Annotated in this window: 19 protein-coding genes; 16 read left to right on the top strand and 3 right to left on the bottom strand. The window is 71.6% G+C overall.

The features are described 5' to 3' along the window. The 16 genes from asnB to NMK44_RS32015 all read left to right on the top strand — a co-directional run bounded on the left by asnB (position 1) and on the right by NMK44_RS32015 (position 20,503). Positions 1-1,935 carry an asparagine synthase (glutamine-hydrolyzing) gene (gene asnB / locus NMK44_RS32090; protein WP_254739362.1) on the top strand — a complete coding sequence of 645 codons (1,935 nt, stop codon included), beginning with the start codon at positions 1-3 and terminating at the stop codon, positions 1,933-1,935. Positions 1,936-1,951: 16 nt separating this feature from the next. Further along, the gene (locus NMK44_RS32085; RefSeq protein WP_254739364.1) at positions 1,952-4,147 is read left to right on the top strand and encodes a bi-domain-containing oxidoreductase; all 2,196 of its coding nucleotides are present in this window, start codon (positions 1,952-1,954) and stop codon (positions 4,145-4,147) included. Between the two features lie 2 nt (positions 4,148-4,149). After that, complete coding sequence (locus NMK44_RS32080; protein WP_254739366.1) at positions 4,150-6,120, top strand: heparinase II/III family protein; 1,971 nt, start codon at positions 4,150-4,152, stop codon at positions 6,118-6,120. Positions 6,121-6,128: 8 nt separating this feature from the next. Continuing rightward, entirely contained in the window at positions 6,129-7,649 is a 1,521-nt protein-coding gene (locus NMK44_RS32075; protein ID WP_254739368.1) for a right-handed parallel beta-helix repeat-containing protein, read from the top strand. Position 7,650: 1 nt separating this feature from the next. Further along, positions 7,651-8,892, top strand: coding sequence for an O-antigen ligase domain-containing protein (locus tag NMK44_RS32070; RefSeq protein ID WP_254739370.1), 1,242 nt, complete (start codon positions 7,651-7,653; stop codon positions 8,890-8,892). Between the two features lies 1 nt (position 8,893). Continuing rightward, entirely contained in the window at positions 8,894-10,108 is a 1,215-nt protein-coding gene (locus tag NMK44_RS32065; protein WP_254739372.1) for a glycosyltransferase, read from the top strand. A gap of 63 nt (positions 10,109-10,171) precedes the next feature. After that, a complete protein-coding gene (locus tag NMK44_RS32060) occupies positions 10,172-11,407 on the top strand; it encodes a class I SAM-dependent methyltransferase (RefSeq protein WP_254739374.1) in 1,236 nt (411 codons plus the stop codon). Further along, positions 11,404-12,198 (top strand): glycosyltransferase family protein, encoded by a 795-nt coding sequence (locus NMK44_RS32055; RefSeq protein WP_254739376.1) that lies wholly within the window; start codon positions 11,404-11,406, stop codon positions 12,196-12,198. Before NMK44_RS32060 ends, NMK44_RS32055 begins: the two co-directional genes overlap by 4 nt. Then, on the top strand, positions 12,195-12,854 hold the full coding sequence (locus NMK44_RS32050; protein ID WP_254739378.1) for a PIG-L deacetylase family protein: 660 nt from the start codon (positions 12,195-12,197) through the stop codon (positions 12,852-12,854). The genes NMK44_RS32055 and NMK44_RS32050 overlap by 4 nt, the downstream gene beginning before the upstream one ends. Before the next feature lie 3 nt (positions 12,855-12,857). After that, positions 12,858-13,883, top strand: coding sequence for an NAD-dependent epimerase/dehydratase family protein (locus NMK44_RS32045; RefSeq protein WP_254739380.1), 1,026 nt, complete (start codon positions 12,858-12,860; stop codon positions 13,881-13,883). Continuing rightward, complete coding sequence (locus NMK44_RS32040; RefSeq protein WP_254739382.1) at positions 13,871-15,154, top strand: DUF4910 domain-containing protein; 1,284 nt, start codon at positions 13,871-13,873, stop codon at positions 15,152-15,154. The genes NMK44_RS32045 and NMK44_RS32040 overlap by 13 nt, the downstream gene beginning before the upstream one ends. Continuing rightward, positions 15,151-16,449, top strand: a complete 1,299-nt coding sequence (locus NMK44_RS32035) for an MATE family efflux transporter (protein WP_374215243.1) — start codon at positions 15,151-15,153, stop codon at positions 16,447-16,449. The genes NMK44_RS32040 and NMK44_RS32035 overlap by 4 nt, the downstream gene beginning before the upstream one ends. Then, complete coding sequence (locus NMK44_RS32030; protein WP_254739384.1) at positions 16,446-17,393, top strand: glycosyltransferase family 2 protein; 948 nt, start codon at positions 16,446-16,448, stop codon at positions 17,391-17,393. Before NMK44_RS32035 ends, NMK44_RS32030 begins: the two co-directional genes overlap by 4 nt. Continuing rightward, positions 17,390-18,622 (top strand): polysaccharide pyruvyl transferase family protein, encoded by a 1,233-nt coding sequence (locus NMK44_RS32025; RefSeq protein ID WP_254739386.1) that lies wholly within the window; start codon positions 17,390-17,392, stop codon positions 18,620-18,622. Before NMK44_RS32030 ends, NMK44_RS32025 begins: the two co-directional genes overlap by 4 nt. Further along, positions 18,619-19,170: a dTDP-4-dehydrorhamnose 3,5-epimerase gene (gene rfbC / locus NMK44_RS32020; RefSeq protein ID WP_254739388.1), complete on the top strand. Its 552-nt coding sequence runs from the start codon at positions 18,619-18,621 to the stop codon at positions 19,168-19,170. The genes NMK44_RS32025 and rfbC overlap by 4 nt, the downstream gene beginning before the upstream one ends. A 7-nt stretch (positions 19,171-19,177) precedes the next feature. Beyond that, complete coding sequence (locus NMK44_RS32015; RefSeq protein ID WP_254739487.1) at positions 19,178-20,503, top strand: glutamate-1-semialdehyde 2,1-aminomutase; 1,326 nt, start codon at positions 19,178-19,180, stop codon at positions 20,501-20,503. A gap of 7 nt (positions 20,504-20,510) precedes the next feature. On the opposite strand, the gene NMK44_RS32010 is transcribed toward NMK44_RS32015, so the two are convergent. The 3 genes from NMK44_RS32010 to NMK44_RS32000 form a co-directional block, all read right to left on the bottom strand. Beyond that, positions 20,511-21,116 carry a phosphatase PAP2 family protein gene (locus tag NMK44_RS32010; protein ID WP_254739390.1) on the bottom strand — a complete coding sequence of 202 codons (606 nt, stop codon included), beginning with the start codon at positions 21,114-21,116 and terminating at the stop codon, positions 20,511-20,513. 204 nt (positions 21,117-21,320) lie between these two features. Beyond that, the gene (locus NMK44_RS32005) at positions 21,321-22,748 is read right to left on the bottom strand and encodes an FAD-binding oxidoreductase (protein WP_254739392.1); all 1,428 of its coding nucleotides are present in this window, start codon (positions 22,746-22,748) and stop codon (positions 21,321-21,323) included. Positions 22,749-22,823: 75 nt separating this feature from the next. Further along, a complete protein-coding gene (locus tag NMK44_RS32000) occupies positions 22,824-23,297 on the bottom strand; it encodes a nucleoside deaminase (RefSeq protein WP_254739394.1) in 474 nt (157 codons plus the stop codon). Position 23,298: the final 1 nt, after the last annotated feature.

The raw sequence follows: 23,298 nt of genomic DNA, 5'->3' as shown, positions 1-23,298 counted from the left end.
ATGTGTGGCATCGCAGGGACATACCGGTGGCCGGACGGGAAGGCCGTGGCCGACCGGCTCACCGATACCCTCGCCCACCGCGGTCCGGACGGGGCGGGCCGGTACGGCCACCCCGCCGGTGACGGCGAAGTGCAGCTCGGACACCGTCGGCTGGCCATCATCGACCTGTCGGGGACCGGCGCCCAGCCGATGGTCTCGGGCGGCCTCGCCCTGACCTACAACGGCGAGCTGTACAACGCGCCCGAGCTGCGTGCCGAGCTGACGGCCGCCGGGGTGCGCTTCCGCGGTACCTCCGACACCGAGGTGCTGCTGGAGGCGTGGCGGCGCTGGGGCACGGACTGTCTGCCCCGGCTGCGCGGTATGTTCGCGTTCGGGATCTTCGACGAGCGCACCGGTGAGCTGGTGCTCGCCCGTGACCAGCTCGGCATCAAGCCGCTGTTCCTGCTCCGGCGCGGCGAGGGGCTGGTGTTCGCCTCCGAGCTCAAGGCGCTCGCCGCCGCCACCGGCGGATCGCTGGAGGTGGACCATGCGACGCTGGTCGCCTCGCTGCTGTACTACTGGGTGCCGGACTCGCGCTGCGCGTTCCGTGAGGCGGAGAAGCTGCCGCCGGGGAGCTGGCTGCGGATCCGGCCGGACGGCAGTGTGCGGCGCGGCCGGTACTGGAACCTCAAGGACGTCGCCGCCGAGGGCCGGGAGCGGGCCCGTGGCGGTGAGCGGCCCGATCTGGCCGCCATCGTCGAGGAGTCGACCCGACGGCACCTGCTCTCCGACGTACCGGTGGCGACCTTCCTCTCCGGCGGTCTCGACTCGAGCTGGCTGACCGCGCTCGCGGCCCGCCACCAGCCCGGGATCGCCGCCTACACGATCGGATTCCGCGCCGAGGACGCCAAGTTCGAGGCGATGCCGGACGACCTGCGCTACGCCCGGCAGGTGGCCGGGCGGTTCGGCGTCGATCTGCGGGAGATCGAGATCGCTCCGGATGTGCTCGATCTGCTGCCGCGGATGACGTACCACCTGGACGAGCCGATCGGCGACCCCGCCGCGATCAACACCTTCCTGATCTGCCAGGCCGCCCGGGAGGCCGGGGTCAAGGTGATGCTCTCGGGGATGGGTGCCGATGAGCTGTTCGCCGGTTACCGCAAGCACCTGGCCAATCTGCTCGCGCTGCGCTACCAGCGCGTCCCGCGGCCCCTGCGGCGCGGTCTGTCCCGGGCCGTGGACCGGCTGCCGGTCGCGACGGCCCGCCGGGGGTACCGGTCGGTGCGGTTCGCGAAGCGGTTCCTCTCCTTCGCCGATCTGCCGGAGGAGACCGCGTTCCGGCGCAGCTACACCATGTACGACCAGGACGAGCTGCTCGCCCTGGTCGATCCGGACCTGGCAGGGACGGTCGACGACGTGCTGACCGAGCACGCGGATGTCTACCAGGACAACGACCTGGACGACTTCGTCAACCGTATGTGCCTGGGCGACGCCCGGATGTTCCTGCCGGGCCTGAACCTCACATACACGGACCGGTCGAGCATGGCGGCGTCGACCGAGGTGCGGGTGCCGTACGTGGACGTCGAGGTGGTCAGGGCGGCGTTCGCCGTCCCCGGCGACCGCAAGATCGTGGGACGGCAGGGCAAGGCCGTCCTCAAGGAGGCGGCCACCTCGATCCTGCCCCGGGAGATCGTGTACCGGCCCAAGGGCCTGTTCAGCGCCCCGCTGCGCGCCTGGATGAGCCGGGACCTGGCACCGCTGGTGCGCGAGGTGGTGCACGACGGTGTGCTCGTCAACTCCGGCTTCCTGCGCCGCGACGCGCTGGCGCGCATGGTCGCCGAGGACGCCGCCGGGCAGCGGGACTTCTCCAAGCATCTGTGGCATGTGCTGACCCTCGAGTACTGGTACCGCGGCGCGACCTCCGGCTCCGGCCGGAGCACTCAGTTGACGGCGTAGAACAACAGGAGTTCGGGTGAAACAGGTTGTACAGAATTACAAGAGCGGCGAGCTGGCGCTGCTCGACGTCCCGGTACCGGGATGCAAGCCGGACGGTGTGCGGGTCAGGACCGCCTTCTCGCTGATATCCACCGGGACCGAGCTGATGAAGGTCTCCGAGGCCGGCATGTCGATGCTGGGCAAGGCCCGCTCCCGGCCGGACCAGGTGGCCAAGGTCATGCAGAGCGTGGCCACCAACGGGGTGCCCGCCACCTACCGCAAGGTGATGGGCAAGCTGGACTCCTACACACCGCTGGGCTACTCCCTGTGCGGAGTGGTCGAGCAGGTCGGCGCCGGGATCGACGATGTGAAGGCCGGCGACCTCGTGGCCTGCGCCGGCAATGAGCATGCGCTGCACGCCGAGCTGAACTGGGTGCCGAAGAACCTCTACACCCCGGTGCCGGACGGTCTGGCGCAGCGCCACGCGGCCTTCGGCACCGTCGGGTCGATCGCGATGCAGGGCGTCCGCCAGGGCGAGCCGCAGCTCGGCGAGGTGGCCCTGGTCATCGGCCTCGGGCTGATCGGTCAGCTCGTGGTGCAGCTCCTCACCGCCTCGGGAGTCCGTGTCGTCGGCGTCGACCCCGACCCGGCGCGCTGTGAACTCGCCGAGCGGCTGGGCGCCGTGGCCTGCGGTGATCCCGAGTCCGCGGCCGTGGAGGCGTCCGTCGCCGAGCTCACCGGCGGCCACGGCGTGGACCAGGTGTACCTGGCCGCCGGCGGCAGCAGCAACCAGCCCGTCGAGCTGGCCGCCCGGCTGAGCCGGGACCGCGGCCGGGTCGTCGACATCGGCAAGTGCAGCCTGGACCTGCCGTGGAACGCGTACTACGAGAAGGAGCTCGACGTCCGGTTCTCCCGCAGTTACGGCCCCGGGCGCTACGACCCGGAGTACGAACTCCAGGGGCGCGACTACCCGATCGGCTATGTGCGCTGGACCGAGCGCCGCAACCTGGCGTGCTTCCTCGATCTCATGGCCCGTGGCCGGGTCGATGTGGAGCCCCTGATCTCCCATATCGCGGACTTCGACGATGCCGTCGAGACCTACCGGAGCCTGAAGGACGGCGACCTCAAGGCCGTTGCGGTGCTGTTCCGTTACCCCGACGGCTCCGGCCACGCCGAGGAGGTACCGGCCCCCGAGGTGGCCGTGCCGCAGGTGCGGCGGAGTGGCGCGGTGGCCACCCCGGTCCGTAAGCCCACGGGCCCGGTGCGGCTGGCGTTCGTCGGCGCGGGCAACTACGCGTCGTCGATGCTGCTGCCGCACCTGGCCCAGCGGGACGGGGTGCAGCTCTCGGCGGTCGTCACCACGACGGCGCTGTCCGCGGCCAACGCCCAGCGCACCTTCGGCTTCGCCGCGGCGACCACCGACCTCGACGCGGTGCTCGGCGACCCGTCCATCGACGCGGTGTTCGTGGTCACCCGGCACAGCTCGCACGCCGCACTGACCCGCAAGGCGCTGCTCGCCGGCAAGGCGGTGTTCGTCGAGAAGCCCCTGGCCCTCACCGAGGACGAACTCGCCGATGTGCTGGCGGCGGTGGAGGAGTCCGGCAACGACCGGCTGCAGGTGGGCTTCAACCGCCGGTTCTCACCGCTGCTGCAGGAGGCCAGGAAGCGGTTCGGCGCCCGGACCGGTCCGGCGAATCTGCGCTACCTGGTGAACGCGGGCCGCCTGGACCACGGTAGCTGGTACCTCCAGCAGGGCAGTGAGGGATCGCGGTTCACCGGCGAGGGCGGACACTTCATCGACACGGCGAGCTGGCTGCTCGATGCCGACCCGGTCTCGGTGTACGCGGTCGCCGCGGCCGGCAACGAGGACCTCCAGATCGTGCTGCGCTACCCGGACGGCTCCACCGCCACCATCGCCTACGTCACCACCGGCGCGGCCGCCTTCCCCAAGGAGACGCTGGACCTGCTCGCGGACGGCAAGGTGCTGCAGCTCGACGACTTCGTCCGTGCCTCGGTGTACGACGGCCGCCGCAGGCGATGGGTCAGTTCACGGCTGCCCAAGGCCCGGGACAAGGGCCAGTCGGCCGAACTGGCCGCGTTCGTCAAGGCCGTGCGGACCGGCGGGCCGATGCCGGTGCCGCTGGAGTCGCTGGTCGCCACCACGTCGGCCACCCTCGCCGTACGGACCGGCCTGGCGGGCGGCGCGCCGGTGACGTTGGCGAGGGCCCTGTGAGCATGAGCGCGGGCTGGTACCTGCGGCGGTTGTCCCGGATGGGACCGCGGGAGGTCGGCGGCCGGGTGGGCGACGCGGTGCGCAGACGGCAGTGGAGGTCGTCGCCGCCGGACTGCCCGGAGGTGACCGGCGCCCGGTTCACCGCGGTCCTGCCCGCCGGGACGACCGCCGCGGTGCCACCGGACGCCGCGAAGCGCCTCATCGCCGAGGCGGACCGGCTCATGGCCGGACACATCGAGTACTTCGGGGTGGTCCGCGACGACCTTGCCGCCCCGGACTGGTGGTACGACCCGAAGACCGGGCGGCGGGCTCCGTGGGGCTATGCCTTCGATGTGCCGTACCGGAACGAGGACGCGGTCGGGGACATCAAGCAGATCTGGGAGCTGTCCCGGCACCAGTACCTCACCGTGCTGGCCGCCGCCTACGCGGTCACCGGGGACGAGCGGTACGCCGAGCGCGTGGCCGAACACCTGCGGCGGTGGTGGTCGGCCAACGCGCCACTGCGCGGGGTGCACTGGACCAGCGGGATCGAGCTGGGGATCCGGCTGCTGTCCTGGGTGTGGATCCGCCGACTGCTCGACGGCTGGCCGGGCGCGGCCGGGCTGTTCGAGGACAACCCGGTGGCACTGAACCAGATCTGGCACCACCAGCGCTGGCTGGCCGCCTTCCCCAGCCGGGGGTCCTCGGCGAACAACCACATCATCGCCGAGGCCGCCGGGCAGTTCGCCGCGGCCTGCGCGTTCGACTGGTTCCCCGCCTCGGCGCGCTGGCGGACCGGCGCGCTGCGGTCGCTGGAGCGGCAGTTACGGAACAACACCTTCGGCTCCGGTCTCAACCGTGAGCTGGCCACCGAGTACCACGGACTGGTGCTGGAGCTGGGCCTGGCCGCGGTGGCCGAGGCGGATACCGCGGGCGTACCGGTCCCCGCGTCGATCCGGCAGGTGCTGCTGCGGATGACCGACGCGCTCGCGGCCGTCGTGGACAGCCGGCTGCGGCCGCCGCGCCAGGGGGACGCCGACGACGGGCACGGTCTGGTCGTGGACGGGGCGGGCACGGACCGCTGGGGCTCGCTGCTGGCCACCGGGGACGCCGTGTTCGGCCGGCTCGCCTGGTGGCCGGCGGTGACCGGCACCGATGTCCGCACCCCGCTGCTCGCCGCGCTCATCCGGCCGTACCCGGCACCGGGAAGCGCACCGGCCGTGACCCGTCCGGCGGACCGCCCGGCCCATTTCGCCGACGCGGGGCTCACCATCCTGCGGGGTCCGGGCGAGATCTGGTGCCGCTGCGACGGTGGTCCGCACGGGTTCCTGTCCATCGCCGCGCATGCCCACGCGGACGCGCTGTCCGTGGAGGTCCGGCACGACGGGGTCGATGTGCTCGCCGACCCGGGGACGTACTGCTACCACGGGCAGCCCGCGTGGCGGCAGTACTTCCGGTCCACCCTCGGCCACAACACCCTGCAGATCGACGGTGTCGACCAGTCCGTCTCCGGCGGCCCGTTCCTGTGGACCCGGCATGCCCGCAGCCGTGTCCTGGCCGTGGACACACCCGGCGCCTCCGACGGGGGGACGGCCCGCTGGTGCGCGGAACACGACGGCTACCCGGGCTCCGTGCACCGCCGCCGGGTGGAACTGTGCGCCGAAGAGCGGGAGTTGCTCGTGATCGACGAGGTGCGCGGCGACCGCCGGGAGGTGCGGCTGGCGTTCCACCTCGGCCCGGCGATCAGCGCGGACCTGGTGGGGAGCCGGGCGGTGCTCACCTGGACCCGGGACGGCGAGGACCGCTCCGCGGTGCTCGACCTGCCCGGGGAACTGTCCTGGCGGGCGCACCGCGGCGAGACCGACCCGCCGCTGGGCTGGTACTCCGCGGGCTTCGGGCGCAAGGAACCCGCCACCACGCTGGTCGGCACCGGCTTCGCCGACGGCACCGCGCTGTCGGGGGAATTCACCACCGTACTCAGGTTCCACGGTTAGGAGGACGTGTGGGGATCAAGTGGCGGCACTGGGCTCTGCCGGCCGCACCGCTGGCGCTGGCCCTGCTGGCGGCGACCGGCTGTGAGAGCACGCCGGACGCGCGGCCGAAGCCTGCTGCCGCGCCCCCCACGTCGGTGGCCCGGGTGTGCGCCAAGCCCGCGGCCGGACCGGCCAAGGCCCCGGCGGGCGCGGTGACGGTCGACCCCGCGGTCGCCGGTGACCTGGCCGCGAAGACCAAGAGCAGCCCGCCGAAGACCACGTTCTGGCTCCGGCCGGGCAGGCACAGGCTGGACCCCGACCGCTATGCCCAGGTCATCCCCAAGAAGGGGAACCGCTACCTCGGCGCGCCGGGCGCGGTGCTCGACGGCCGGAAGACCAACCAGTACGCATTCGGCGGCACCGCCCGCGACGTCACCATCCGCTACCTCACCGTGCGGGGTTTCGTGGCGCCGCATGACGAGGGCGTGGTCAACCATGACTCGGCCGACGGATGGGTGATCGAGCACACGACGATCCGGAACAACTCCGGTGCCGGGCTGATGGCCGGTGCCCGCCAGCGGGTCCGCGCCAACTGTCTGCGCGACAACGGCCAGTACGGCATGAACGCGTACAAGGCCACCGGCCGGATCAGCGGTCTGGTGGTCGAGGGCAACGAGATCACGGGCAACAACACCGGCGACTGGGAGCGGCGGCGGAAGGGCTGCGGCTGCACCGGGGGCATCAAGTTCTGGGCCGTCGACGGCGCCGACGTACGCGGCAACTGGGTGCACGACAACCGTGGAGCCGGGTTGTGGGCGGACACCAACAACAACGACTTCCGCATCGAGAGCAATGTGCTCGAGGCCAACGACGGTGCCGCGCTGATCTACGAGACCAGCTACAACGCGGTCATCCGGAAGAACACGATCCGGCGGAACAACTGGGTCGAGGGCCGCAAGGCGGCCGACCGCGGCGACAGCTTCCCGTTCGGGACCATCTATCTGTCCGAATCCGGTGGCGAACCACGGATCCGGGCCCGCACGGACAAGATCGAGATCTATCGGAACGTACTGGAGAACAACTGGTCCGGGATCACCCTGTGGGAGAACGCCGACCGGTTCTGCAACAGCCCGGCCAACACCTCCTCCGGTGACTGCACCCTGCTGGTGAAGGACACCGACCGCTGCGCGGGGCGGGCGATCGCCACCGCACCGCTCTACGCCGACTGCCGGTGGAAGACCCAGCGGGTGGACATCCACGGCAACCGCTTCGTCCTGGACAAGTCCGTCGTCGACTGCACGGTGAAGTGCGACCGCATGGCGCTGCTGGCCAACTACGGCACCTATCCGGACTGGTCGCCGTACCAGGGCGAGCGGGTGGCCGAGGCCATCACCCGCAAGCAGCACAACCAGTGGCACGACAACGTCTACCTCGGACCGTGGAACTTCGTGGCCCACGACCCGAGCCGGATCCTCGACTCCGGACAGTGGCAGGGCACCCCGTACCAGCAGGACACGGGCAGCACCTTCCGCGCACAGGGCGGTGGTTGAGATGAGCACGGGCACCACCGGCCACCCGTCGAAGATCGTCGGAACGGCCTGGGGGCTGTTGATCCTCAATACGCTCGGCTCCGCCGGGGCGGAGACCATCATCCCCCTCCCCCGCTCCCTCATCCAGATGGCCACCATGGGCGCGCTGGCCGCCGCGTTCGCGCTGGCACTCGCGGTCAATCTCCGGCTGCGCATCCGGGCCAGCGCCTATGTGCTCCTGCTCACCCTGCTGCTGGTGCCGAGCCTGATCGCCAGCGCGAACATGGCATCCGGGTTCGGCGCGCTGTTCCGCTGCGGCCGGCTGGCCCTCTTCATCGCCACACTGTGGCTGCTCAGCCGCTGGTGGGACGGGAGCCTGACGTTCGTCCGGCACCACATCCGGATGTACTTCGTGGTCCTCGGGTCGGTGGCCGCGGGCGCGCTCATCTCACCGGGCGCCGCGATGCCGGAGCTCTACGGCGGGCGGCTGGTCGGCGCGCTGTGGCCACTCACCCCGCCGCAGATCGGACAGTACGCCGCGGTGATCATCGGGCTCACCGTACTGCTCGTCCTGGGCCGCCGGACCGACCGGACCAGCGCGGTGGTGGTCATCGTGCCGTCACTCGTCCTGCTCGCGCTGACCCACACCCGGACGGCCACGCTCGGACTGTTCATCGGGCTGACGCTGGCGATCGGCTCGCTCGTCCTGACCAGCGCGGCCGCCCGCCGGTTCTTCGTCTGGGCGGTGGTGTGCGCCGCCGTGGTCGCGGTGGGGTTCGCCTCCGCGCTGCGGGCGTGGTTCCTGCGCGGACAGAGCCAGGAGAACTTCACCAGCCTCACCGGCCGGGCCAAGGTCTGGGACGCCCTGCTGGCGGCCCCCCGGACGACCTCGGAGTATCTGTTCGGCATGGGCCTGGGCGACAAGTCGTTCGGCGGGCTGCCGATCGACAACAGCTGGCTGGCCGTCTACAACGAGCAGGGCATGACCGGTGTCGTCCTGGTGGCGGCGATCATCATCGTGCTGGGCGGGGTCGCGCTGCTGCGGCCGCCGTCACTGTCGAGGGCCTGCGCGATCTTCCTGATCAGCTACTGCGCGATCGCGTCGTACACCGAGGCCGGTCTGGGCGACGCCTCGCCGTATCTGCTGCATCTGGCCGTGGCCGCCTCGCTGCTCGCGGCACCCGCCGCGGCAACTCCCTCCTCGACGCCCGACGTTCCCCGGCCACGCGTCCCCAAGTGGGCTCGCAGATCGGAGGTGATCTGACATGCACGTCCTCGTGGTGCACAACCGGTACGGCTCGGCGCAGCCGAGCGGTGAGAACAAGGTCGTCGACCAGGAGGTGGCGCTGCTGCGCGGAGCCGGCCACCGGGTGGAGGTGTTCGAGCGGCGCAGCGACGACATCGGCGCCCGGTCCCTGCCGGGCAAGGTCGCGGTACCGCTGCTGGTGCCATGGAACCCGGCGGTCCGCGCGGAACTCGCCGCCCGGCTGCGCACCGAGCGGCCGGATGTGGTCCATGTGCACAACGTCTTCCCGCTGCTGTCGCCCGCGGTGCTGGCCGCCTGCGCCGACGCCGGTGTGCCCACCGTCGCCACCCTGCACAACTACACCCAGGTCTGTCCGCCCGGCACACTGCAGCGCGATGGCCGGCCGTGCACCGAGTGCGTCGGGCGGGCGCCGCTGCCCGCCGTCCGGCACGGCTGCTACCGGAGCTCCCGCCTCGCGACGGTGCCGCTCGCGGTCAGCCTGTCGGTCAACCGGCGGCGGTGGTGGTCCGGTGTGGACCGGTTCTTCTGCATCTCCGCGGCGCAGCGCGACGTCCTGGTGCGGTCCGGTATGCCGGCCGAGCGGCTGGCGGTGAAGCACAACTTCGTGCCGGACCCGGAGGACCGCCGCACGGGCGCCGGTGAGCATCTGCTCTATCTGGGCCGGCTCGCGGAGGCCAAGGGGGTGCGGCTGCTCATGGCCGCGTGGGACGAGATCGCGGCGGGCGGCGGTGTGGGGGTGCCGCTCGTGATCGCCGGGGCGGGGCCGCTGGAGCGGGAGGTGACCGCCTGGGCGGCGGGCCGGGACGATGTGCGCTACGCCGGCCTGTACGACACGGCGGAGACCCGGAAGGCCCTCGCCAGGTCGGTGGCCGTGGTGGCTCCCTCGACGTGGCTGGAGGCGTTCGGCCTGGTGGTCGTGGAGGCGATGGCGGCGGGGGTCCCGGCCGTCGCCGCCGGTCACGGCGCCTTCACCGAACTTGTCGAGGACGGGAGGACCGGGCTGCTGCACCGGCCGGGCGAGGCCGCCTCGCTCGCGTCCTGCATACGCCGGATCGCGGCCGATCAGGACCGCAACCGGGAGATGGGCCGGGCGGCCCGGAGCCGGTACGAGCAGGGCTTCAGCCCGGCCGTCGGGCTGGAACGCCTGGTGGAGGGGTACCGCACCGCGATCGCGGGGCGGTCCGGCGAGGCGGGGACAGCCCGCCGCCGGTAGGGGACGACACACACTGGCTCGCGGCGGGGACACCCGCGCGGGCGGGGGGATGGGGACACGTAGATGACACGATGCCGACTCTGCGGCTCGGAAGCGATGACCAGCGTCGTCGATCTGGGGGCGACGCCGCCGTGTGAGAGCTTTCTCGCCGCGGACCGACTCGACCAGCCGGAGCCCGCGTACCCGCTGCACCTGCGGGTCTGCACCGACTGCTGGCTGGCGCAGATCCCGCCGCTGATCACGCCGGAGGAGACGTTCAAGGAGTACGCGTACTTCTCCTCGTACTCGACCTCCTGGGTGGAGCACGCGCGCACGTTCGTGGCCGACGCCGTACAGCGGGTGGGCCTGGGCGACGACGCCTTCGTGGTCGAGGTCGCGAGCAACGACGGGTATCTGCTGAGGCATGTGGTGGACCGGGGGATCCGCTGTCTGGGCATCGAGCCGTCGGTGAACGTCGGCGCCGCGGCGCGGGACGCGGGTGTGCCCACGCTCACGGAGTTCCTGAGCCCCGACACCGGCTCGGCCGTACGCGCCGAGCACGGCCCGGCGGACCTGGTCGTGGCCAACAACGTGTACGCGCACATCCCCGACGTGGTCGGGTTCACCCAGGGGCTGCGCGCCCTGGTCGCCGACGACGGCTGGGTCTCCATCGAGGTGCAGCATCTGCTGACCCTGATCGAGGAGAACCAGTACGACACCATCTACCACGAGCACTTCCAGTACTACACGGTCGCGTCCGCGATCCGGGCGCTGGCCAGCGGCGGGCTCACGCTCGTGGACGTCGAGCTGTTGCCCACGCACGGCGGTTCCATCCGGCTGTGGGCCCGGCCGGCCGAGGTGGCCGGTGAGCCGACGCAGGCGGTGGCCGATGTGCTGGGCCGGGAGAAGGCCGCCGGGCTCCAGGAGCTGTCCGGGTACACCGAGTTCTCCGCCCGGGTGGCCACGGTGCGCCGGAACCTGCTGAAGTTCCTCATCACCGCGGCCGAGCGCGGCGAGACGGTCGTCGGCTACGGCGCCCCCGGCAAAGGCAACACCCTGCTCAACCACTGCGGTATCCGGCCCGATCTGCTCCGGTACACCGTCGACCGCAACCCCTACAAGCACGGCAGGTTCACCCCGGGCACCCGTATCCCGATCCTGCCGCCCGAGCGGATAGCCGCCGACCGGCCGGACTACGTCCTCGTCCTCCCGTGGAACCTGCGGGACGAGCTGGTCGAGCAGCTGTCCTTCGTGCACGAGTGGGGCGGCCGGCTGGTCTTCCCCATCCCGGAACTGAGCATTGTCGAGGTCGAGCGATGAAGGTCGTACTGTTCTGCGGCGGTTACGGGATGCGGATGCGCAGCGGTGCCGCGGACGATGTGCCCAAGCCGATGGCCATGGTCGGCCCGCGGCCGCTGATCTGGCATGTCATGCGCTACTACGCGCACTTCGGGCACACCGAGTTCATCCTGTGCCTGGGGTACGGGGCCCATCACATCAAGGACTTCTTCCTCCACTACGAGGAGACGACGTCCAACGACTTCGTGCTGCGCGGCGGCCGGACCGAGCTGCTGTCCACCGATATCTCGGACTGGACGATCACGTTCGCGCAGACCGGTATCGAGTCACCGATCGGCGAGCGGCTGCGCCGGGTGCGGCACCATCTGGACGGCGACGAGATGTTCCTCGCCAACTACGCCGATGTGCTCACCGACGCCCCGCTGCCGGAGATGATCGACCGGTTCGCCTGGCGCGACGCCGGGGCGTCGATGATGGTGGTGCCGCCGCAGTCCTCGTTCCACTGCGTGGAGCTGGGCGAGGACGGCCTGGTGGGGGGCATCACCGCGGTGAGCGAACTGCCGCTGTGGGAGAACGGCGGCTACTTCGTGCTCCGCCAGGAGGTCTTCGACCACATACCGGAGAACGGGGACCTGGTCGCCGACGGATGTGGCGGACTGGCCAAGCAGGGGCGGCTGGTGGCACATCAGCACCGCGGCTTCTGGAAGCCGACCGACACCGTGAAGGAACGGGCCGCGCTCGACCACGCCTACGCCCGGGGCGACCGCCCGTGGGCCGTGTGGGAGCGGGACACCGCCGGGGCGCGGGCGTGATCCGGCTCGGCGCCGGGCGCCCGGACCGGATCGTCGCGGTGGGCGCGCACTGCGACGACATCGCCATCGGCGCGGGCGGCACCCTGCTCGCGATGTGCCGCGCACGGCCGGGCATCCGCGTCGACGCGCTGGTGCTCTCCGGCGGTGGCACCGACCGGGAGCAGGAGGAGCGGGCAGCGCTCACCGCCTTCTGCCCGGGTGCCGACCTGCGGCTGACCGTCCTCAAGCTGCCGGACGGCCGGATCCCCGCGCACTGGGAGGAGGCCAAGGCCGCGGTCGAGGAACTGCGCGGGCGGACCGAACCGGATCTGATCCTCGCCCCGCGCACCGATGACGCCCACCAGGACCACCGCGGCCTGGCGCGGCTGCTGCCCACCGCGTTCCGCGACCACCTGGTGCTCGGCTACGAGATCGTCAAATGGGACGGCGATCTCGGCCGTCCGGTGGCCTACCAGCCGCTGTCACCTCGGACCGCGGAGGAGAAGGTGCGGCTGCTGCAGGAGCACTACCCCTCGCAGCGGCACCGGCCCTGGTACGACCGGGAAGCCTTCCTCGGTCTCGCACGGATCCGCGGTATCGAATGCCAGGAGCGCTACGCCGAGGCGTTCGCCGTCACCAAACTCACTCTCGACCTCGCTCTCGACCTGGGGGATTGAACCTTGCGCGTACTGCTCACCGGACACCAGGGCTATCTGGGCACCGTGATGGCCCCGGTCCTCATGGCCGCCGAACACGAGGTCGTCGGTCTCGACGCCGGACTGTTCGCCGACTGCGTCCTCGGCCCGTCACCCGCGGACCCCTCCGGGCACCGGGTGGACCTGCGTGATGTCACGGCCGACCACGTGGCCGGGGTGGACGCCGTGATCCATCTGGCCGCGCTCTCCAACGACCCGCTGGGATCGCTGGCGCCGGAGCTCACCTACGACATCAACCACCGGGCGTCCGTACGGCTGGCCCGGCTCGCCCGCGACGCCGGGGTGCGGCGCTTCCTGTACGCGTCGACCTGCTCGGTGTACGGCGCCGCCGGCGGGGACGACCTGGTGGCCGAGGACGCCCCGCTGCGCCCGGTGACGCCGTACGCGGAGTCCAAGGTGCGGGTGGAGGACGATCTGCACGCCCTGGCCGACGGTGACTTCACCCCGGTGTACATGCGCAACGCCACCGCCTTCGGCCACTCCCCCAGGCTGCGCGCCGACATCGTGCTGAACAACCTGGTGGGCCACGCGCTGCTGTCCGGCGAGGTGCTGGTGCTCTCCGACGGCACCCCCTGGCGCCCGCTGGTGCACGCCGCCGATATCGCCCGGGCCTTCACGGCCGCGCTGACCGCGCCGCGGGAAGCCGTGCACGACCGGGCGTTCAACATCGGCAGCGAGACCAACAACGTCACGGTCGCCGAGATCGCCGAACAGGTCGCCGAGGCGGTGTCCGGGGCGAAGGTGGTGATCACCGGGGAGACCGGTGCCGATCCGCGCTCGTACCGGGTGGACTTCTCCCGGTTCCGCGCCGCGATACCCGGGTTCGAATGCGAGTGGACGGTGAAACGGGGCGCACTCGAACTCGCCGACGCCTACCGGAAGTTCGGTCTGACCCGGGAGGACTTCGAGCAACGCTTCACCCGGCTGGCCGTGCTGCGCGCGGCGTCCGGGTCCGGCGCCGTCGACGACACCCTGCGGTGGCGCCGGTGACGGCGGTCGGCGAGGAGATGCACGCACTGGTGGAGCGGCTGTACCCGCTGTGCCGGAGCATCACCGGCGACGGGGTGCGCGCCACCCTGGAGATCGTCGGCGAGTATGTCCCGCTGCGGATGCACGAGGTGCCGACCGGGACCCAGGTGCTGGACTGGACGGTCCCGCAGGAGTGGAACATCCGGGACGCGTACATCGCCGACTCCACGGGCCACCGGGTCGTCGACTTCCGGGCGTCCAGTCTGCATGTGCTCGGCTACAGCGTGCCGGTGGCGCGGACCATGCCGCTCACCGAGCTGCGCGCCCATCTGCACACCCTTCCGGACCAGCCGTCGCTGGTGCCGTACCGCACCAGCTACTACACACCCCAGTGGGGGTTCTGTCTGGCCCAGGAGACCCTGGACGCGCTGCCGGACGGGGACTACGAGGTGCGGATCGACTCCACGCTCGCCGACGGCCACCTCACCTATGCCGAGCATGTGATCCCCGGTCAGGTCCCCGACGAGGTGATCGTCTCCTGCCATGTCTGCCACCCGTCGCTGGCCAACGACAACCTGGCCGGTATCGCGGTGGCCACGTTCCTGGCCCGTGCGCTGGCGCGGGAGACGCCGTACTACACCTACCGGTTCATCTACGCGCCCGGCACCATCGGGGCGATCACCTGGCTGGCCCGCAACGCCGAGCGGATCGAGCAGGTCAAGCACGGGCTGGTGCTGGCCTGCGCCGGCGATACGGGCCATCTGACGTACAAGCGGAGCAGACGCGGCGACGCGGAGATCGACCGGGTGCTGCAGTATGTGCTCGCCGCGTCCGAACGCCCGCACCGCGTGGACGAGTTCACCCCGTACGGCTACGACGAGCGGCAGTACTGCTCCCCCGGGTTCGACCTCGGTGTGGGGTCGCTCAGCCGGACCCCGTACGCCGGGTACCCCGAGTACCACACCTCGGCGGACAACCCGGACTTCGTCTCCCCGGAGGCGATGGCGGACACGCTCGCCGTCTGCCGCGAGGCGTTCGCGGTACTCGACCGCAACCGGCGGTACGTCAATCTCAGCCCGTACGGCGAACCGCAGTTGGGGCGGCGCGGGTTGTACGACTCCCTTGGTGGCCGCAGCGACGCGAAGCAGGCCCAGATGGCCATGCTCTGGGTGCTCAGCCTCTCCGACGGCGAGCACGGTCTGCTGGACGTGGCCGAGCGGTCCGGGCTGCCGTTCGACACCGTCGCCGCCGCGGCCGACGCCCTGCACGGCGCCGGTCTGATCAAGGCATGACGCGGATGACCACCGAGGAGGAGAGGGCGACGGCACCGGCGGGATCCACCCGGCGGGCCTTCGCCGGCCGTCTTTCCTGGGGCCTGGCCGACCAGGCGGCCTCCAGCATCAGCAACTTCGCGGTGGGGATCTACGTGGCCCGCTCGCTGGGGGTGACCGCGTTCGGCGTGTTCAGCCTCGCCTGGGTGACCTACGGCGTGGTGCTCAACGTCTCCCGGGGCCTGGCCACCGACCCGCTCGTGGTGCGCTTCAGCGGTGTGCCGGACACGGCCTGGCGCGGGGCGGTGGCCCGGTCGTCGGGCACCGCGCTCGGCGTCGGTGCCGCGATCGGCGCGGGGTGTCTGGTGGCCGGCCTCGCCCTCGGCGGCCAGGTCGGGCCCGCGTTCGCCTGTCTCGGCGTCATGCTGCCGGGACTGCTGCTCCAGGACGCCTGGCGGTACGCGTTCTTCGCCGCGGGCACGGGGAAGAAGGCGTTCGTCAACGACCTCGTGTGGGGCGTCGCGCTCGTCCCGGCCATGGTGGTGGCGGCCCGGGTGGGCAGCGTGGCCGCCTTCGTGCTCGCCTGGGGCGCGTCCGCCACGGTGGCCGCGGGGTACGGCTACGTCCAGTCCGGCATCCTGCCCCGCACGGCCCAGGCCCGCGTATGGCTCCGCGAGCAGCGCGACCTCGGCTACCGGTACCTCGTCGAGAACGTCAGCCTCAGCGGCGCGAGCCAGCTGCGTGCGTACGGGCTCGGCGCGATCGCCGGGGTCGGCGCGGTGGGTGCGGTCCGGGGTGCCGAGCTGCTGCTCGGCCCGTTCCTCGCCGTGCTGATGGGCCTCTCGCTGGTCACCGTCGCGGAGGCGGCACGGGTGCTGCGGCAGGCCCCGGACCGCCTGGGCAGATTCTGCTTCCTGCTGGGAGGCGGGCAGGCCGTCGCCGCGCTGCTCTGGGGCGGGGCGCTGCTGCTGATGCCGGACCGGCTCGGTGAGCTTGTGCTCGGCGACGTCTGGACGTCCGCCGCCCAGCTCATCGTGCCGGTCACCCTCGGTGTCGCGGGCGCCGGCCTCGGCACCGGCGCGGCGGCCGGGCTGCGCGCGCTCGCCGCGGCCCGGCGCAGTCTGCGCTGCCAGCTCTTCGCGTCCGCCTGCTACGTGGCGGGCGGGCTCGGCGGCGCGGCCCTGGCCGGCACGGTCGGCTCGGCCTGGGGCGTCGCCACCGCGACCCTCACCGGCTCCGCCGTGTGGTGGCTCCAGCTCCGCTCCGCCCTGCGCGGGCACCACCAGGACTCCATTCCCGAAGTGAGGACGCCATGACCGCCCGACCCAGGCTGAGCATCGGCCTGCCCGTGTACAACGGCGAGGAGTACCTCGCGGAGTCGCTCGACGCCCTCCTCGGGCAGACCTACGAGGACTTCGAGCTGGTCATCTCCGACAACGCCTCGACCGACGGGACCGAGGAGATCTGCCGCAAGTACGTCGCGCAGGACTCGCGTATCCGCTACCTGCGGCTGACCCGGAACATCGGCGCCGCGCCGAACCACAACTACGTCTTCACCCGGTGCCGCGGCGAGTTGTTCAAGTGGGCCTCGCACGACGACCTCTACGCCCGGGACCTGCTGCGCCGCTGTGTGGAGGCGCTGGACGAACGGCCGGAGATCGTCCTCGCCCACTCCGACCAGGCGGTCATCGACGGCGAAGGACAGGTCAAGGTCCCCTACGAGTACAAGCTCGCCACCGCCTCGCCCGACGCTCCGGAGCGTTTCCGCAGCTTCCTGTTCGAGCCCGGTGGCGACGACTTCTACGGGGTGATGCGTGCCGACATGCTGCGCCGGGTGCGGCCGCATGACAGCTACCACCACGCGGACCGCACGTTCGTCGCCCAGCTCGTCCTCCAGGGCCCCTTCCATCAGGTGCCGGAGCTGCTGTACTTCCGCCGCGACCACCCCACCCGCGCCGAGCGGGCGAACCCTTCCAAGCGTTCCCGGTGCGTCAATCTGGATCCGCGCCGGGCGGGCGCGCTGCATCCGACGCCCCGGCTGCTCGCCGAGTATGTCCTGGGCTTCGTCTCGGCGATCCGGCGGGCGCCGTTGTCCGCGGCCGACCGGCGCGCGTGCTACCGCCACCTGGGCGACTGGATGACGAGCCGGGTCCGGCCGGGCGCCGGTGAGCGGGTCGAGGACCGCGCCCCGGTCGATCCGGACCGGCTCACCGTCTCCGTCGACGACCTCGTCGCGGGACGTGAGGGGCGGCGACCATGAGACCCCCCGTACGCGTCGGGGTGTTCGGCCTGCTCGGCTCCGGCAACCTCGGCAACGACGGATCGCTGGAAGCCGTGCTCGGGTATCTGCGCGCCGAGCACCCGGACGCGATCGTGGACGCGCTGTGCGGCGGACCCGAGGTCGTCACGGCCCGGTACGGGATCCCCGCGACCCGGCTGCACTGGTACCGCGGGGAGTACCGGACCGCGTCCCGTGCGGGCTCGATCGCGGGGAAGGGACTGGGCAAGCTGGTCGACGCGGTCCGCACCGCGGCCTGGGTGCGCAGGCACGACGTCGTGATCGTGCCGGGCATGGGCGTCCTGGAGGCCACGCTGCCGCTGCGGCCGTGGGGCTTCCCGTACGCGCTGTTCCTGCTCTGCGCGTCCGGCCGGCTGTTCGGCACCAAGGTCGCGCTGGTCGGCGTCGGCGCCGCCGCGATCCGCGACCGGGCGACCCGGGCCCTGGTGCGCCGGTCCGCGCGGCTGGCCGCGTACCGGTCGTACCGGGACACCCTGTCCCGTGACGCGATGCGGGAGATGGGCGTGGACACCGCGCGCGACGAGGTCCACCCGGACCTCGCGTTCGCCCTGCCGACGTCACCGGCGGGGGCGCCCTCGGGCCCGCCGGGCCTGGTCTGTGTCGGTGTCATGGACTTCCACGGTGGCAACGACGACCGCGCCCGTGCCGAGGAGATCCACCGCCGCTATCTCGACGGCACGATCCGCTTCGTCCGCGCGCTGGCCGAGGAGGGAAGGCCGGTCCGGCTGCTCACCGGTGACGCATGCGATGCCACGGTCGTCGCCGCCATCCTCGACGCGGTGGACTCGCCGCTGGTCACCGCTGCCGAGGCGGCCTCGCTGGCCGACCTGATGACGGAGATGGCCGCTGCGGACACCGTGGTGGCGACCCGGTACCACAACCTGATCTGTGCGCTGAAGACCGGCACACCCACGCTCGCCCTCACCTACGCGGCGAAGAGCGACTCGCTCATGGCCCGGATGGGGCTGGACACCTACTGCCACCCGGCCCGCGAGGTCGACGCCGACCGGCTGCTGGAGCAATTCCGGGCGCTGGAGAAGCGATCGGCCGAGCTGCGGCGGACCCTCAGCGAGCGGAACGCGGCCGTCACCCGCCAACTCGAGCACCACTTCACCGCCTTGACCAAGGCACTCTTCCCGAAGGCCGCCCAAGCACACGCACACGCACACGCCCGGCAGGAGACATCATGAAAGCGACCGCGATCCCGGAGATCTCCGGCGCGTACCTCTTCGAACCGACCCCGTACGCCGACGAACGCGGCTTCTTCTGCCGCACCTTCGACGCCGACGTGGTCCGCTCGGTGGGCCTGGACCCGGACGCCTTCGTCCAGGACAGCGTGTCGCGCTCGGTCCGGGGCGTACTGCGCGGTCTGCATCTGCGCTCCGGCGCGGGTGAGGCCAAGCTGGTGCGCTGCTCGTACGGACAGATCTTCGACGTCGTCATCGATCTGCGGCCGGACTCACCGACGTACCGCAACGTCGCGACCTTCGAGCTGTCCGGTGAGACGCAGAAGACCCTGTACATCCCGGCGGGCTGCGCACACGGCTTCCAGGCGCTGACCGACACCGCCGACACCTCGTACCGGATCGACCGCCCGCACGATCCGGCCGAGGATGTGACGATCGCCTTCGACGACCCGGAACTCGCCATCGCGTGGCCGCTGCCGGCCGTCTCGATGTCGCGGCGGGACCGGGAGGCTCCGCGCCTCGCCGAGGCCCTGAAGCAGAAAGAGAGCTGACGTGAGCGTGGACACCGAAGAGTTCGGGCTGCCCCGGTCGAAGGCGGCCAACGAGCGGCTGCACGCCCTGATCCCCGGGGGCGCGCACACCTACGCCAAGGGCGACGACCAGTACCCGGAGAACCTCGCCCCCGTCATCAGCCACGGCCGCGGCGCTCATGTGTGGGACATCGACGGCAACCGCTATATCGAGTACGGCTCCGGCCTGCGGTCGGTCAGCCTCGGCCACGCCCACCCACGCGTGACCGAGGCGGTGCGGCGGGAACTCGACCGCGGCAGCAACTTCGTCCGGCCGTCCATCATGGAGGTCGAGGCCGCGGAACGTTTCCTGGCCACGGTGCCGACCGCCGAGATGGTGAAGTTCGCGAAGAACGGCTCCGACGCCACCACCGCCGCGGTGCGCCTCGCCCGCGCCGCCACCGGGCGCCCGCGGGTGGCCCTCTGCGCCGACCATCCGTTCTTCTCCGTCGACGACTGGTTCATCGGCACCACGCCGATGTCCGCGGGCATTCCGGCGGCGACCGGCGAACTCACCGTGACGTTCCCCTACGGGGACCTGACCGCCACGGAGGAACTGCTCACCCGGTACGCCGGGGAGATCGCCTGCCTGATCCTCGAACCCGCCACCCACACCGAGCCGCCGCCCGGGTATCTCGCGGGCCTGCGTGAGCTGGCCGACCGGCACGGGTGCGTACTGATCTTCGATGAGATGATCACCGGCTTCCGCTGGTCCGAGGCGGGCGCGCAGGGCCTGTACGGCGCCGTCCCCGACCTCTCCACGTTCGGCAAGGCGCTGGGCAACGGATTCGCCGTCTCCGCGCTGGCCGGACGGCGCGATCTGATGGAGCGGGGCGGGCTGCGCCACTCCGGCGAGCGGGTGTTCCTGCTGTCCACCACGCACGGCGCGGAAACGCACTCGCTGGCCGCCGCGATGGCCGTGCAGACCACGTATGCCGAGGAGGGCATCACCGCGCGGCTGCACACCCTCGGCGAACGGCTGGCGGCCGGTGTGCGCGACGCCGCGGCCAGTATGGGCGTCGGCGACCACATCGTCGTCCGGGGCCGGGCCAGCAACCTGGTCTTCGCCACCCTCGACGAGAACCGGCAGCCGTCACAGCACTACCGCACCCTGTTCCTGCGACAACTCCTCGCGGGCGGGGTGCTGGCCCCGTCGTTCGTGGTGAGCAGCGCGCTCGACGACGCCGACATCGACCACACCGTCGATGTGGTGGCCCAAGCGTGTGCGGTGTACCGGAAGGCGCTGGACGCCGCCGACCCCACGCCGTGGCTGGGCGGACGGCCGGTGAGGCCGGTCTTCCGCCGACTGGCCTGAGGCGATGTCAGCGGCCCTCCCACCGAACGTCGTCGGCGACCCGGTCGACCACCCACGCGGTGGCCGGTACCACCGCCAGCGCGGTGCACCAGCCGCCGAGGACGTCGGTCGGGTAGTGCGCCCCCAGGGCGACCTGCGCCCATCCCATCGCGGCACCGGCCACCAGCGCGACGGCGAGCACCAGTGATGTGCCGGCCACCCTGCCGAGGCCGAACCGGCCGGTGGCGAGCAGCGCCACCGCGAGGGCGAGCGCGGTGAGGAAGGCGGTGTGCCCGCTCGGGTAGGACAGGTTGTCGTCGCCGTGGATGGTGCGCCCCATCAGATGCTTGAGCAGTGTGGTCGCCCCCACGGCCATCCCGACGGCGCCGACGATGAACACCGCCGCGCGAGGACGCCGCAGCAGCAGACAGCCCGCCACGGCGGCCGGCACCAGCATCGCCGCCCCGGCGGGCTCCCCCCAGAAGTCCATCGCCAGCGCGACGTTCCGCCACGGCCCGCGCACACTGTCCGCCGTCGGCTCGACGATCCACCGGTCCACCGTGCCGGGCTCGCTCTGCCCGGCGAACAGCACCCCGAGCACGACGACCACCAGCGCGGCCAGAGCCGCGATCATCCCGAGCCACGCACGCGGCGCCGGGGCCAGGCCGGCGGACCCCGACGGCCTGCCGCCCCCGGTCGGCTGTCGGTGTTCCGGATGAGGGTGCGGCTTCTCAGCCGACCGGTGGGCAGCCATACATCAGCGCCTTCCTGTTCCCCTGCTCCAGGCCCTCTTGAAGACCACGCACGACTGGACGTATATGTCGGGGCTTGTCGTGCCTCAAGTCTCCCATGATGACGGGATGTTGGCCGGTCGTTGCCGGGGCTGCCCGTCCGATCCGGGGAACGAGTGGAAGATGCCCTGCGGGTCGTGTACGGCCCGCAGGGCTTGCAGCCTCTCCCAGTTCGCCGACGCGAAGGAGCGGACACTGCGCGACGGGTCGCGATCGAGATCGGCCTCACCCACGTAGTGGCCGTGGGCGAGGGGTCCGAGGGTGGTGGTGAGGGCGCTCAGCCACTCTCGGTTCCGCTGGTCGGCGGTCTCGTCGGCCCAGATCGCATACGGCAGGACCAGAGTCTTCCCGGCCATCGAGAAGGCGGCGTCGGGCAGGCGACCGCCGTGGAGGGACGGTGGCGAGGGGCAGACGAGGATGACCGACTCATCGGATGGCGCGTCGGCTGCCGCCCGGGCGATGTGGTGGAGGAGATCCCCTACGGGTGCGTCGGACCACAGCGCGTCTCCGCTGTAGCGTCGGCCGTCCGGCAGGAGTGGCGGACTCGCGTCGAGCAGTCCGGGCAGTGTGGTCGTCGCGCTGGGGGCCCTGGCCGCCCCGGTCTCGGCCATGAGCTGATGGAAGACCTGGTGGAGTGAGCCGTCGGCCTCGCCGGCCGAGTCGCCGAACGCGATGGCGCCGACCTCGAGGCTGCCGGTCCCGCCGAGGGAGCCGGTGGCCGGGGCGTTCGCGCGTATCAGCACCCGTAGCTCCACCGAGTCCGGGAGGACCGGTGCGACCCGGTCGAGCCAGGCACCCACAGCCGGGGCCGCTGTCAGTGGATGGACCGTGGAACTGGTCCGGATGGCCGGTGGTGCGGGATACAGCCGCACCGTGAACCGGGTCGCGACACCGAAGAAGCCGGTTCCCGCCCCCCGGGCCGCCCAGAACAGATCGGCGTTGTGGTGGGCATCAGCAGTGACCACCTCACCTGCAGAGGTGACGAGTTCCAGTGATTCCAGACTGGAACAGGCGGGGCCCCAGGTGCCGAGATTCCATCCCAGCCCGCCCGCGAGCAGATACCCGCCGAGGGCCACAGTGGCGCAGTGCCCCACGGGAAAGGCCAGCCCGTGCTCGGCCAGCGCCGTGGCGAGGTCCAGCGCCGTGACGCCGGGCTCCAGGGTGGCCGTGCGCTGTCGCGGGTCGATCGAGACCTCACGCATCCGGGAGAGGTCGATGAGCAGCCCGCCCTCCCGCAAGGCCGAGCCCCACAGACTGTGGCCACCTGCCCGGACCGCGACCTTCATTCCCCGGCCGCGGGCGTAGTCCATCGCCGCGCTGACATCCTGCTCCGATGCGGCCTGCACGATGAGGTCCGGGCCACGGTCGGGCTTTCGGGCGTTCCACACCGCGTCGCGCCGAGCGGTCTCGTAGCCGGCTTCGCCGCACCACAGTTCCCGGCCGCGGCTGTCCGGGGGAAGGAGTGTGCTGCTCATAGCGCGCGGGATCTCCTCAGCATGTCAGCATGCGCGTGGGTGTTCTTGCGTCACCGTTCCTGCCTGGTCCGGACATCAGCAGACGGGAACGGTCTCCAGTCCGGCGAAGACAGCCCGTCCCTCTTCCCGCAGGACATCGCCGATGATCTCGATCCCCGCTTCGGCGAGTGCGGTCAGATGCTCCGGGGCGTTGGCCAATTGGCGGATGCCGCAGGCTTGGGCGTCGGCCACCCGTGCCGCATACACGATCCGGGATACACCGGCCCAGAAGCACGCGGCCAGACACATCGGGCACGGTTCACAGGAGGTGAAGACCGTCGCGCCGGCCAGGTCGATCCGGTCGAGCGCCCGGCAGGCTTCCCGGAGCGCGTTGACTTCGGCGTGCCGTGTGACGTCCTGATCGGCGAACACCGTGTTGTGTGCGGCGGAGATGACCTGCCCCGCCACGACGACGCAGGCCCCGAAAGGCAACTGGTCGGCCCGGATGGCGCTGTGTGCCTGATCGAGCGCGATGCGCATGAGGCTGGTGTCCTCATCGGAATACGACATC

The sequence above is a fragment of the Streptomyces cucumeris genome (assembly GCF_024295805.1).
GTDB classification, from domain to species: Bacteria; Actinomycetota; Actinomycetes; order Streptomycetales; family Streptomycetaceae; genus Streptomyces; species Streptomyces cucumeris.
The sequence above is the reverse complement of the archived record's forward strand: the minus strand, read 5'-3'. Positions and strand labels throughout refer to the sequence as shown.